9 protein-coding genes are annotated in these 13,684 nt (G+C 39.0%); 7 read left to right on the forward strand and 2 right to left on the reverse strand.

The annotated features are described in order from the left end of the window. Positions 1–7 precede the first annotated feature (7 nt). Together dnaE and tilS are read left to right on the forward strand one after the other, a co-directional pair. Positions 8–3,544, forward strand: coding sequence for a DNA polymerase III subunit alpha (gene dnaE / locus AC0L3W_RS16665; RefSeq protein ID WP_290039007.1), 3,537 nt, complete (start codon positions 8–10; stop codon positions 3,542–3,544). 3 nt (positions 3,545–3,547) lie between these two features. Then, a complete protein-coding gene (gene tilS, locus AC0L3W_RS16670; RefSeq protein WP_409440017.1) occupies positions 3,548–4,909 on the forward strand; it encodes a tRNA lysidine(34) synthetase TilS in 1,362 nt (453 codons plus the stop codon). On the opposite strand, the gene AC0L3W_RS16675 is transcribed toward tilS, so the two are convergent. Continuing rightward, on the reverse strand, positions 4,889–5,782 hold the full coding sequence (locus AC0L3W_RS16675; RefSeq protein ID WP_409440016.1) for a GGDEF domain-containing protein: 894 nt from the start codon (positions 5,780–5,782) through the stop codon (positions 4,889–4,891). The genes tilS and AC0L3W_RS16675 overlap by 21 nt on opposite strands. Before the next feature lie 297 nt (positions 5,783–6,079). On the opposite strand from AC0L3W_RS16675, the gene frsA reads away from it, so the two are divergent. The 4 genes from frsA (at position 6,080) to AC0L3W_RS16695 (ending at position 10,563) form a co-directional block, all read left to right on the forward strand. Beyond that, on the forward strand, positions 6,080–7,339 hold the full coding sequence (frsA, locus tag AC0L3W_RS16680) for an esterase FrsA (RefSeq protein WP_409440015.1): 1,260 nt from the start codon (positions 6,080–6,082) through the stop codon (positions 7,337–7,339). A gap of 55 nt (positions 7,340–7,394) precedes the next feature. Beyond that, on the forward strand, positions 7,395–7,766 hold the full coding sequence (crl, locus tag AC0L3W_RS16685; protein ID WP_290039011.1) for a sigma factor-binding protein Crl: 372 nt from the start codon (positions 7,395–7,397) through the stop codon (positions 7,764–7,766). Positions 7,767–8,167: 401 nt separating this feature from the next. Beyond that, positions 8,168–9,277: a glutamate 5-kinase gene (gene proB / locus AC0L3W_RS16690; protein ID WP_290039012.1), complete on the forward strand. Its 1,110-nt coding sequence runs from the start codon at positions 8,168–8,170 to the stop codon at positions 9,275–9,277. A gap of 38 nt (positions 9,278–9,315) precedes the next feature. Further along, on the forward strand, positions 9,316–10,563 hold the full coding sequence (locus tag AC0L3W_RS16695) for a glutamate-5-semialdehyde dehydrogenase (protein ID WP_290039013.1): 1,248 nt from the start codon (positions 9,316–9,318) through the stop codon (positions 10,561–10,563). Positions 10,564–10,648: 85 nt separating this feature from the next. Here AC0L3W_RS16695 and xseA read toward each other — a convergent pair whose 3' ends face one another. Continuing rightward, positions 10,649–11,977, reverse strand: coding sequence for an exodeoxyribonuclease VII large subunit (xseA, locus tag AC0L3W_RS16700; RefSeq protein ID WP_409440014.1), 1,329 nt, complete (start codon positions 11,975–11,977; stop codon positions 10,649–10,651). A gap of 178 nt (positions 11,978–12,155) precedes the next feature. On the opposite strand from xseA, the gene guaB reads away from it, so the two are divergent. Beyond that, positions 12,156–13,622 (forward strand): IMP dehydrogenase, encoded by a 1,467-nt coding sequence (gene guaB / locus AC0L3W_RS16705; RefSeq protein ID WP_290039015.1) that lies wholly within the window; start codon positions 12,156–12,158, stop codon positions 13,620–13,622. Positions 13,623–13,684: the final 62 nt, after the last annotated feature.

Genomic DNA, 13,684 nt, shown 5'->3' on the forward strand with positions numbered 1-13,684 from the left:
AATTCTTATGTCTGAAACAAGTGACCAACAACTAACCGTAGCGAATCAAGATCCTAAATTTGTGCATCTTCGTGTACATAGTGACTTCTCAATGGTCGATGGGTTAACCAAAGTTAAACCATTAGTGGCGAAAACAGCGGCATTAAATATGCCGGCTTTAGCGATCACTGACCAAACTAACTTTTGTGGATTAGTTAAATTTTATGGTGCGGCACATGGCGCAGGCATTAAGCCAATCATCGGGGCAGACTTTTGGGTAAAAAGTGAATTATTAGGAGATCAACAATTCCGTTTAACTGCATTAGCAATGGATGCTGCTGGTTATAAAAATGTCACTGAGCTAATCTCAAAAGCCTATTTACGTGGTCATGTGAAAGGTCGTGCAGTAATCGAGCAATCATGGTTAGTTGAGCATCAGGAAGGAGTTATTATACTCTCTGGCGCCAAAGAAGGGGACATGGGGAAAATGCTACTCAAAGGCAATAAAGCTGCTGTAGCTGAAATTAGTGCTTTTTACAAAACCCATTTCCCCCATCGTTACTATTTAGAGTTAATTCGTACTAACAGAGTTGACGAAGAGAATTACCTGCATTTAGCGCTCGACCTTGCTGCTGATCAGCAATTGCCTGTAGTGGCTACTAACGAAGTCGTTTTTGCTGATAAAGAATTATTCGATGCCCATGATATTCGAGTATGCATCAACCAAGGTTATGCACTAGGTGATGAAAAGCGTCCGAAAGATTATAGTCCTGAGCAATATTTACGTAGTGAAGAGGAGATGTGCGAGCTCTTTTCTGATATCCCAGAAGCGTTACAAAATAGCGTAGAAATAGCTAAACGTTGTAATGTGACATTACGTTTAGGTGAATACTTTTTACCTGATTTCCCTACTGACGGCATGCCTATCGAAGACTTCTTTTGTAAAGTATCAAGAGAAGGTTTAGAAGATCGTTTAGATTTTTTATTCGATAAAAACAGTGAAAATTTTGCTGAGATTAGAAAACCCTACGATGAGCGACTTGAAGTCGAGTTAGGGGTTATCAATAAAATGGGATTCCCTGGTTACTTCTTGATCGTAATGGAATTTATTCAATGGAGTAAAGATAACAATATTCCTGTTGGTCCTGGACGTGGTTCTGGTGCGGGCTCTTTGGTGGCTTATGCATTAAAAATTACCGACTTAGACCCACTAGAATTAGAGTTACTTTTCGAACGATTCTTGAATCCTGAACGTGTTTCTATGCCCGATTTTGATATCGACTTCTGTATGGATCGTCGAGACGAGGTAATTGATCATGTTGCTCAATTGTATGGCCGTGATGCGGTATCACAGATCATTACTTTTGGTACGATGGCTGCTAAAGCAGTTATTCGTGATGTAGGGCGCGTCTTAGGTCATGCTTATGGCTTTGTTGATAGCATTTCTAAATTGGTGCCACCGACACCGGGCATGACTTTAACTAAAGCATTTGAAGAAGAGCCGAGACTGCAAGAGCGTTATGATGGTAGTGAGGATGTACGTGCCTTAATTGATATGTGCCGTACTCTGGAAGGTACGATTCGTAATGCGGGTAAGCATGCTGGTGGTGTCGTTATCTCACCGACTACTATTACCGATTTTGCACCATTATATTGTGACGATGAAGGGCATAACCCGGTTACTCAGTTTGATAAAAATGATGTAGAGACTGCTGGATTAGTAAAATTCGACTTCTTAGGGTTAAGAACCTTGACCATTGTGCAATGGGCGTTAGATATGGCCAATGCACATAAACATGAGCGCGGTGAAGAGCCCATTTACATTGAAAAAATAGACCTAACTGAGCCCGCTTGTTTCGAGTTATTAAAACGTTATGAAACCACCGCGGTGTTCCAATTAGAGTCACGTGGTATGAAAGATTTGATTCGCCGCCTTCAACCCGACTGTTTTGAAGATATGATTGCACTGGTAGCTTTATTCCGACCAGGTCCATTACAGTCAGGTATGGTAGATAATTTTATTGAACGTAAGCATGGGCGAGAGGTCGTTTCTTATCCTGATGAAAAGTGGCAACACGAATCGCTGAAAGATATTCTATCGCCAACCTACGGTATTATTTTATATCAAGAACAGGTTATGCAGATTGCACAGGTATTATCTGGTTATACACTAGGTGGCGCCGACATGTTACGTCGTGCCATGGGTAAGAAAAAGCCTGAAGAGATGGCTAAGCAGCGTGCGACCTTTGAGTCTGGTGCGATAAAAAATGGTATTGATGGCGAATTGGCCATAAAGATATTTGACTTGGTAGAGAAGTTTGCTGGTTACGGTTTTAACAAATCTCACTCTGCTGCTTATGCCTTAGTGTCTTATCAAACACTATGGATGAAAACTTTCTACCCATCGTACTTTATGGCTGCGGTTATGTCGGCAGATATGGATAACACCGACAAAGTCGTTATTCTGGTAGATGAGTGTCAAAATATGGGCTTAACGCTTTGCCCACCAGACGTAAATGAAGGTTTATTTAAATTTAATGTCGATAAAGACTTACGTATTATTTATGGTATTGGTGCGATTAAAGGTGTGGGTGAAGGTCCTATTGACGCCATTATTGAAGCTCGTACTGAAGGGGGCAAGTTTAAAGATCTGTTTGATTTTTGTAATCGAGTTGATTTAAAACGCTGTGGTAAACGTATTATTGAAAAATTAATCCTAGCTGGTGCATTGGATAATTTAGGCCCACACCGTGCTGCGTTAATGGAAAACTTGGCTGATGCATTAAGTGCTGCGGCTCAGCATAAAAAAGCAGAGTCATTTGGGCAAAGTGACCTCTTTGGCGTGTTAACTACTGATCATGATGAAATTGAAAATAAATTCTCGGTAGTAGAAAAATGGCCCGAAAAACAATGGTTAAAAGGTGAAAAAGATACCCTAGGTTTATATTTGACAGGTCACCCTATAAATCAATACGAGCCGGATTTACGTGCGATTAATTGCTTAAAACTAGGTTCATTAACAGTTAATGGTCGCGGTCAAAACAGTCGAGTTTGTGGATTAGTGTTGGCGATGCGTGTCATGGTTACCAAAGCTGGTAAACGCATGGGTATTTTAACCTTAGATGATAAAAGTGCGCGTATGGACGTTACTATTTTTGCAGATCTGTTAGAGCAACACGAAGCATTATTAGTACCTGATAATATTGTGGTACTGCAAGGGCAAGTAAGTGAAGACTACTTCAATGGCGGACTAAAAATGAATGCCCGAGAAGTAATGAGTATCGATCAAGCGCGAGAGCGTTTTGCGAGTAAGTTGCGTTTATCAATCTCCTCTAACGTATTACAAAAGCAATCATTAGCTGAGTTTCAGGTTCGCTTGAAGGAAGTACTATCACCTGCTGCTGGTGGGTTATGCCCAGTATTTATTAATTACCAAAATCACCAAGCGCAAGTTGAAGTTGAATTAGGCATTGAATGGTCAATTACGCCTAATGATGATTTGTTGTTTGCGTTAGGGCGATTGTTAGGTGAAGACAATGTCACCTTACATTTTGACCAAGGGTAATTGATGCAAGCGCAATTTAACCAAGAGTTATTAAATATAGTTAGGCAACTGCCTACTATCACGACTACTACTCCAAGGTTTGTTGTTGCCTTGAGTGGCGGGGTAGACTCTGTAGTACTATTAAAGCTACTAGTCCTGTTTAATCAACAATATCCTGATTATCAGGTGATTGCACATAATGTAAATCATGGGTTAAGCCCACATGCAGATCAATGGGCTGAGTTTTGTAATAAGCTCTGTGATTCGTTAGGTGTTAAATTATTGAGCTCAAGAGTGACCATTCAAAAGAAGAGCCGTAATAGTTTAGAAGCTTTGGCTAGAGAGTCACGGTATCAATGTTTTTTGAAGCAGATGACTGATAACGACATCATATTGACGGGCCATCATCAAGATGATCAATTGGAAACGTTATTACTTGCTTTAAAAAGAGGCTCAGGCAGTACTGGTTTACAAGGTATTCGTAGTTATCAAATATTCTCTTCTGGATACTTAGTACGGCCTTTATTGCATTTTTCTCGCCAACAGATTATCGATTATGCTGAAGCTGAGGGATTAACCTGGGTTGAGGATGAAAGTAATCAAGATATCCATTTTGACCGTAACTTTATTCGTCATCGAATAGCACCTCTGCTTTCTGAGCGTTGGCCTGCTATGGCTAAATCCGTATCGCGCACAGCTCAATTATGTCAAGAGCAGCAAAATCTGAACGATGAAGTGGCTTCCGAAGATCTTAAGCAATGCTTAGAAATAAGATTAGGCACTGAAACATTATCAATTACTTCATTAATGAACTTATCAGATCCACGCCGTAATAACTTATTACGGCATTGGTTAAAGTCTAATGGGTTAGATTATCCAAGTAGTAAGCAGTTAACTGTATTGTGGAAAGAGGTGGCGTTAGCTGAGCAGGATAAACAACCTTGCTTACAATTAACTGAGTATGTCATTCAACGTTATCTAGGTAACCTCTATATCGTGCCAAATCAACGTATTACACTACTTAGAGCTCCCATAGTTTGGCATGGTGAGCCTCTGCTATGGCTTAGCGAAGAAAATAGCATTGATGAAGGAAAATTAGCTGTAGATTTTTCATTAGTGGATACTGCCTTAGCTAAACAACATACAATAACCTGCTGTTTAAGAAAGCATCTTGATAGCAAACTAATGTGCCAGCCGATTGGCCGATACAAATCGCGATCGATTAAGAAGTTATTACATGAATTTCAGGTGCCGCCGTGGCAAAGAGAACAGGTTGTGTTTATATTTATCGATGGGCAATTAGTAGAAGCTTTAGGAGTATGGCAATGTCAACTTACTCCTAAACTACAGATACCTAGATTACAGTTATCTTTGTACTCTAGTTAGTGCTTTATTCTGGTATAAATGCTGATCAGCTTGATCAAATAGTTGAGCAGCACTGGTTCCTATTTCCCAATGGCTAAAGCCAAAGCTAGCGGAGAAATTAAGCTCTTTTAGGAGACTATTCTTTTCTATCTCTTGTTTAATGCGTTGCTGTACTTTAGCAATTGAACAAGGTGTCGAAGGTTGTAAGATAATAACAAATTCATCTCCCCCTAAACGGAATACAAAATCCGATGTACGAATGCTTTTTGTTAATACCTGTGCAAAAGCATTTAATACCTGATCACCCTTACTATGGCCATAAGTATCGTTAATAGGTTTAAATTCATTAATGTCCAATACCATCAAAGACAAACCTAAGTTAGTACGATTACTTTGTTCAATGGCATGGAAAATGGTTTCGTCGTAATAAGCACGGTTACCAATATTAGTGAGGTAATCTTTGTATACCATTGAACTTAATTCAGAAAAACGCAATGCATGCTTTAACGTTGGTTGTAGTAACTGATGTAGTTCGGTCAGCAGTTTGTCTTCATTAGAAGTAAAAGGTGTTTCACTTTGATAGGTCATGGTGCCTAGTCTTGGTGATAATCCTGATGAGTCTAAATTAAAGTTTCGAGTAAAGTTACTTTGCTGCGACTTTGACAAGCTGAAAAAACCAAAAGCGGATTGAAAGCGAATATTAAAAGGGCGGATAAAACTTGCCACTAAAGAGGCAAAATTTTCCATCATCTCTTTTAAGTCTAGGCTTTTTTGTAAAGTTTCTAAGGTGTATAACTTCTCTTTTGTGCTTAATAACGGCTCATTGGAAAATACAGTGAATAGCGGTGATTTACTACTTGCGTAGCTGTATTCTTTATTAGGGATGGTTTCCATATAATTTCCTTTTCTGCCCATTAGCGGCATTAATTTGACGTTTATTAAATCTAATGTGATTATTTTAATAAAAGCGAAATTCGTGCCATTTATTTAAACAATAAGTGGGTAATGAACTGATTTTAAAGTAACTATATGATTTTAAATTATATTTTACTTTAATTATTATTGAATTGATGACTTTGTTTAGTGCTAGATGGTTTGAGTTAACCATTGTTGCTTAACTAGAACATGGTATTCTTTACTGGAACACCATGATTTTATCTGACAATTCACCCCGTTTTTAATGAGAAGCTTATGTCTAAAAATTTATCTGAAGTGCTCTTTTCTCAAAAAAGCAACGCAAAAGAGACATCTACATTAATAGCAAATAGCGGTTCTAAAAAGCATCAACGACTCCACCAGTCAATGTTAGATGGTCAACAAAATGTTGGTTGGTATCGCCTTCTTAAGCTATTGCAGTGGTCATGGCAGGGAATCGATATTATTGATTGTTATGAAGTCTTAGCAAAGATCAGTGCCTCTTCTAACAAACGCAGTGATCCTAACTTGTTAGATACGGTTATTGGCTTTCGTTCGGGTAATTGGAGTTACGAATGGTCTAAGAAAGCGATGAGCTATCAAAAGAAAGCCAATCACTTTATGCAAGCGGGGAAGCAACAACAAGCAAAGCATCATTATTACCTCGCATCACAATTGTATAGTGTTGCAAGCTATCCTCATTTGAAAGGTGATGAACATAGCATTCAAGCACAAACTTTGGCTGTTAGTAACTATCGTCAATCTTTTACACACGATAAGAGTGCTTTGTTAAAGGAGATTCAAATACCCTTTGAAGGTAAGCATATTACTACTTTTTTACATTTACCCAACGACGATGTTATTCATCCTGTAGTGATTGTAAGTGCGGGTATTGATTCGTTACAGTGTGATTTATTACCTTTATTCGAAAATTATTTAAAACCAGCTGGTATTGCGATGTTGACAGTGGACATGCCCGGCGTTGGTTTTTCTAACCATCTAAAATTAACCCAAGACACTTCACAACTGCATCAAGCCGTTTTGCATTATATAAATGAAATACCATGGGTCGATCAATCTCGGGTTGCTTTGATGGGAATGCGTATGGGGGGGAATGCACTCAATCGTTTAGGTTATGTTGATCCCCAACGGATTAAGGCTGTTGTCAGTGTCGGTGCAGCAGTGGCAAGTATTTTTGATGATGTACAACGGTTCGAAAAATTATCTGTGATGACTTTGGACTGTTTAGCAAGTCGTATGCAGCTACAACAATCTGATGCAAGTTATCTTTATCAGTATTGTGTTCCTTTCTCTTTAGTGAAGCAGGGGTTACTAGGCCGTAAAAAAGTAAAAACACCTTATTTGAGTATTGGTCATAGTGACGATCTCATGTGTAGTGAACAAGATCTGAAGTTAATGGCAAGAATTAGTTACGAAAGTGAAGCTAAAATCATTGACAAGTCTCCCATATTTGATTCTTATTTGAGAACTTTAGAATATTCTGCACAATGGTTAGCAAAACATTTACAAGAGTAAGTGGTATATTAAATACAGATAAATTAACTGTATGTTACTCAAGGAGCGTAAAAATATGTCTCAGACCCTAGAAAAAGGGCCATCACGTGGTCGTTTATTTAAATTGTTTACTGAAATCGGCCCGTATTTTCGTCATTTGCAATCTGATGATAAAACATTTTTTTTTGACTGTTTAGAGATATGTGTTGATATTAAAAAAGATCCTGAAAATCGAACCTTTTTAGGCTGGTGGGTAGTGGTTAATAGACAAGAAAAGCAATTTACCTATCAACGCTTTAATGGCCTTTATAACCTGCAAGGTGAATGGGAAGAAGCTAAAATAACTAAAAAGCAGATGCAACAGTTAGATCAAGCATTTCAAGTGTTCATCGGTAAACTAAGTGAATTAATCGATGTTGAAACGGGCTTTGAACTGACGCTTGAATAATTAGTATTTAACGCATTATTTATTTTGCCCATAACATTTCTTTAAAAATGTTATACTTAAAAACAGCAACTCGTTTAGTTGCTGTTTTTTTTTAAGCTCAAAAATACCAATCACATTAATTAACTGATCTATTTTGCTTGTTAAATTAACTTATTGCTTCGTTGTGATTTTTGCAAAGGAAACAACCATTTTGCTTAAATTACACCTTAAACTAAGTCATTTTTCCTCCGCAAAATTTAGAGCACTTATTTAATATAATTGGTATAACGATTAAACTGAGTATGATTTTCATCGCACTAATTAAGCAATCTATATTTTAGAAAAAATGTAGTGAACTTCTTTAATGTTATCGGGATCAGATACCTTGAGCCTTTTTATTTTTTTACATGAAGCATAAATAGATGAATGCGAATAAAAAAACAATTGTAGTTAAATTGGGAACCAGTGTTTTAACCAGTGGTACAAGTAAATTAGACCGTGCACAAATGCTTGAAATTGTACGTCAATGTGCAATTTTACATCAACAAGGTCATCCCATAATAGTGGTGACATCAGGTGCAATCGCAGCTGGTAAAGAGCACCTCAATATGCCAGATATAGCACCTACTATTGCTAATAAACAGATGTTGGCAGCGGTAGGGCAAGGGCAGTTAGTGAGAGAGTGGGAAAACCTATTTAAAATATACGGTTTACATGTTGGTCAAATGTTATTAACCCGAGCTGATTTAGGCGATAAAGGACGTTTTCTTAATGCAAGAGATACCTTACATACGTTATTGAAGCATCGTATCATCCCATTGATTAATGAGAATGATGCTGTTGCAACCCGAGAGATTAAAGTCGGTGATAACGATAACCTATCAGCATTAGTGGCGTTATTAGCAGATGCGGATCAACTTATATTATTAACCGATCAGCGTGGTCTATTTACTGCTGATCCGCGTAATAATCCCGATGCCCAATTAATTACAGAGGTGAATGAAATAACAGAGGCTATTCATGATCTAGCCGGCGGTAGTGTCGGTGGTTTAGGAACCGGTGGCATGGCCACTAAGATTGAATCAGCAACCGTTGCTAATCGTGCTGGTATTGAAGTAGTGATTGCTTCAGGGCAACGTAAAAATGTTATTTTAGATGCGGCTAACAATATTTCCGTTGGTACGCGCTTTATATCTGAAAATAATCGTTTAGAAGCTAGAAAAAATTGGATATTTGCAGGGTCGCGATCTGCAGGTACGCTAGTGGTAGACCAAGGCGCTGAACACGCCATCTTAAATGGCGGAAGTAGTTTACTGGCTAAAGGTATACAGTCCGTTGAGTCTCATTTTTTGCGTGGGTATGTAGTATCCCTATGTAATCAAAAAGGTAAAGAGATAGCACGTGGTATCGTACGTTATAAAAGCGTCGATATTGATAAGATTAAAGGTCAGCACTCAGATGAAATTGAAAAAATATTAGGTTATGAACATGGTTCCGTGGTTATTCATCGCGACGACCTAGTTATTTTATAATGAGACCCTCTCGCTGTGGGTCTACAAAAGGAGTAGAAATGAATTTACAACAAATAGGTCAACAAGCAAAAGATGCAAGTTACGAGTTGGCAATCACTGATACGACGACAAAAAACGCAGCACTAGAAGCGATTGCAATTGAATTAGAAGCGAATGTTGCAGAAATCGTAGCTGCAAATAAAAAAGATATCGAAGCAGGCAAGGCTGCTGGTCTGACTGATGCATTATTAGATCGCTTATTATTAGATGAAACTCGCTTAGCCGGTGTAATTAGCGATTTACGTAGCGTTATTGGGTTAGCTGATCCGGTGGGTGAAGAATTTGACGGAAAAATTCTAGAGAATGGCTTAACACTTTCTAAACGTCGTGTGCCAGTCGGTGTACTAGGCGTTATTTACGAAGCACGTCCTAATGTAACTATTGATATTGCAGCACTAAGTTTGAAAACGGGTAATGCAAGTATTCTACGTGGTGGTAAAGAAACGATTAACTCTAACCTAGTGTTAGTTAAGTTTATTCAAGCGGCGCTTGAGAAGGTCGGCTTACCAAAGACAGCTGTGCAATACATTGAGAATACAGACCGTGCATTGGTTGGTGAGTTATTAAAACTCGATAAATACGTGGATATGATCATTCCTCGTGGTAACTCTGGTCTACAAAACTTCTGTAAAGAAAACAGCACTATTCCAGTGATTATCGGCGGTATTGGTATTTGTCATTTATTTGCAGAAAAAACAGCAAATGTAGAGAAAGCATTAGCCATTATTGAAAATGCGAAAGTACAACGTCCAAGTGTGTGTAATGCATTAGACACATTATTAGTTGAAGCTGATATTGCAGAAACCTTCTTACCGAAAGTTGCTGCACATTTATTACCATTAGGCGTGACCTTAGTAGCGGAAGAAAAAGCAAAAGCTATCTTAGGTGATGACGCAGTTGCAGCACAAGAAGGTGACTTCTCTAAAGAGTGGTTATCTCTGAATTTAGGCGTTAAAGTTGTAGCGAATTTAAGTGAAGCATTAGCGCACATTCGTGAGCATAGTTCTGCACACTCTGAAGGTATTTTGACTAACGATTTTACTATTGCTAATAAATTTATCAGTGCTGTCGATGCTGCTGCTGTGTATGTCAATACAAGTACACGTTTCACTGATGGTAGCCAATTTGGTTTAGGTGCAGAAGTAGCTGTATCAACACAAAAGCTTCATGCGCGTGGTCCAATGGGCTTACCTGAATTAACCACCTATAAATGGGTTGGTATTAGTGATCATTTAATTCGTTCGTAAAATTAAATATTCTCTACTAAAAAAGGGCTTGTTACTGCTGGTAACAAGCCCTTTTTATTTATCTTTCTGAATGTATTCCTATAAATTAAATGACTTCAGCGTTAAATTGCCCTTTATCTAAGGTCACTTGTACCTTATCCCCAACTTTTAAGTTTGCAGGATCGGTGCATACCTTATCTGAGTCGTCTTTTACAATGGCATAGCCGCGCGCTAAGGTCGCCAAAGGACTATAAGCATTTAATTGTTGTATCTGGTGATGCAAGTGTTGCTCTGATTGATTAAGTTGAGCAGCCATCGCTTGAGTTAATTGACGTTTTAATTGTTGTTGTTTTTGCGCAGCAATATTAATGTAGTGCACTGGACTTGCTTGTTGAAGCCTATTTTTTAACTGCGTGCTCACGGTGGTTTGGTGTTGCATTGTTTGGTGCATTGCGTGCTGTAGGCGTAAACTTAATTCATCAAGGTGTTGTGTTTGTTGCTGCAGCTTATGTTTAGGATCGTGCTGTAGTAGGGTCTGTTTTAGTAAAAGCTGCTTATGTGTTTTATGTTGCATGGTGTTCAACATCGCTTGTTTTAAACGATTAACTAATGTGGTTAATTGAGAAGAAACAAAGGTCTTATGTTGGCTAACTAACTCAGCAGCCGCAGAAGGCGTTGCTGCACGTAGATCGGCAACAAAATCGCTAATGGTAATATCAATTTCATGACCTACTGCACTGATCACCGGTAATTGACTATGATGGATAGCGTATGCAACATCGGGCTCATTAAAGCACCATAGATCCTCTAAAGAACCACCACCACGGCCCACAATTAATACATCACACTCATTACGTGCATTGGCTAATGCAATTTGGGAAGCGACTGAAAAAGCACTTCCCTGGCCCTGTACTTGACTTGGATAGATAATAACTTGAAGGCGAGGGTCACGGCGTTTTAAAACACTGAGTATGTCATGTAAAGCTGCCCCCGTTGATGAGGTGACAATACCAACCCGTCTAATTATCTCAGGTAAAGGCTTTTTAAGTGATTCAGAAAACAGCTCCTGCGCGGCTAGCTGGCATTTTAATTCTTCAAACTGTTGCTTTAATAGCCCATCACCTTCAGGGGCCATCGTTTCCACAATTAATTGGTAATCACCACGTGCTTCATAAAGGCTTAATTTAGCTCGGACTAATACTTGTTGGCCGTGCTTAGGGGTAAAGCCAGCTCGGCTGTTATTACCACGAAACATCGCACATTTTATTTGCGCACTATGATCTTTCAGGGTGAAATACCAATGCCCTGATACTGCGATGGTCAGGTTAGATATTTCACCAGATAACCAAATTACGCCCAAACCGGTCTCGAGTAGGGCTTTAGCTGCACGATTTAATGAGCTTACACTGTAAATATTTTTGTTTTGAGTCGCCATAGCAAGAGTTTTTACCAAAGAAATCAGGGACTAAATATTAACACAGTAAAAACTCAGTATAAAAACATAAATAGTGTTGTACTTATTCCTGATTACGATTAAAATCCCACCGCAATATCCTACCCAAGCTAGACTTGGGTAACCCTAAAATACTCCCAACTATAAGTGAGATATTGCAATGCTAAGAATAGCAAAAGATGCGTTAACATTTGACGATGTATTATTAGTACCAGCTCATTCGACTGTACTACCAAACACTGCTGACCTAACAACACAATTAACAGAAAACATCTCGTTAAATATTCCTGTCGTTTCTGCTGCAATGGATACTGTAACAGAGGCTCGCTTTGCGATAGCTCTAGCCCAAGAAGGCGGCATGGGTTTCATCCATAAAAACATGTCTATCGAGCTTCAAGCTGAGCAAGTACGTTTAGTTAAAATCCATGAAAGTGGCGTTGTTGCTACCCCAATCACAGTTTCTCCTGCTACTACATTAGGTGAAATCAAAGAATTAACTGCAAAACATGGTTTTGCTGGTTACCCTGTTGTTGAAGCATCAGGTGAGTTAGTGGGAATTATTACTGGACGAGACGTACTCTTCGAAACGGATATGAATCGCCCTGCTTCTGAAGTAATGACACCAAAGCCTGAGCTAGTAACAGCTAAATCTGACACACCACGTGATGAAATTGAAGCATTGATGCACAAGCACCGTATCGAGAAAGTGCTATTAACTGATGATAACTTTAAATTAAAAGGCATGATTACGGTTAAAGACTTCCGTAAAGCAGAACAAAAGCCAAATGCATGTAAAGACGAATTCGGTCGTTTACGCGTAGGTGCTGCTGTTGGCGCTGGCGCTGGCAATGAAGAACGTGTTGATGCACTAGTAGAAGCTGGCGTTGATGTATTATTAATTGATTCATCTCACGGTCATTCTCAAGGTGTATTAGATCGTATTAAAGCAACACGTGCTGCTCACCCTAATTTAGAAATTATCGGTGGCAACGTAGCAACAGGCGAAGGTGCAAAAGCATTGGTTGCTGCTGGTTGTAGTGCGGTTAAAGTAGGTATCGGCCCAGGTTCAATCTGTACAACACGTATTGTAACAGGTGTTGGTGTTCCACAAATTACTGCTATTTCTGATGCAGTTGATGCGTTACAAGGCACTGGTATTCCAGTTATTGCTGATGGCGGTATTCGTTTCTCTGGTGACATCGCTAAAGCATTAGCTGCAGGAGCATCATGTGTAATGATGGGGAGTATGTTCGCAGGAACTGAAGAATCTCCAGGCGAAATCATCTTGTATCAAGGGCGTTCTTACAAGTCATACCGTGGTATGGGGTCATTAGGTGCTATGTCTCAAGGTTCATCGGATCGTTACTTCCAATCTGATAATGCCGCTGACAAATTAGTACCTGAAGGTATCGAAGGTCGTGTTGCTTACAAAGGTAAAGTAAAAGAGATTATTCATCAGCAAATGGGTGGCGTGCGTTCATCAATGGGGTTAACTGGTTGTGCTACGATTAAAGAGATGAATACAAAAGCAATGTTCGTTAAAATTACTAGTGCAGGTATGGGTGAGAGCCACGTGCATGACGTTGCTATCTCTAAAGAAGCACCTAACTACCGAACTGGTGGTTAATCTGGCTATTTAGTGAGGTAGCTAAGTTTAGCCTTTTAATGACTTAACTGTTTAATTAATAA

The organism is Psychromonas sp. KJ10-5 (assembly GCF_055808325.1).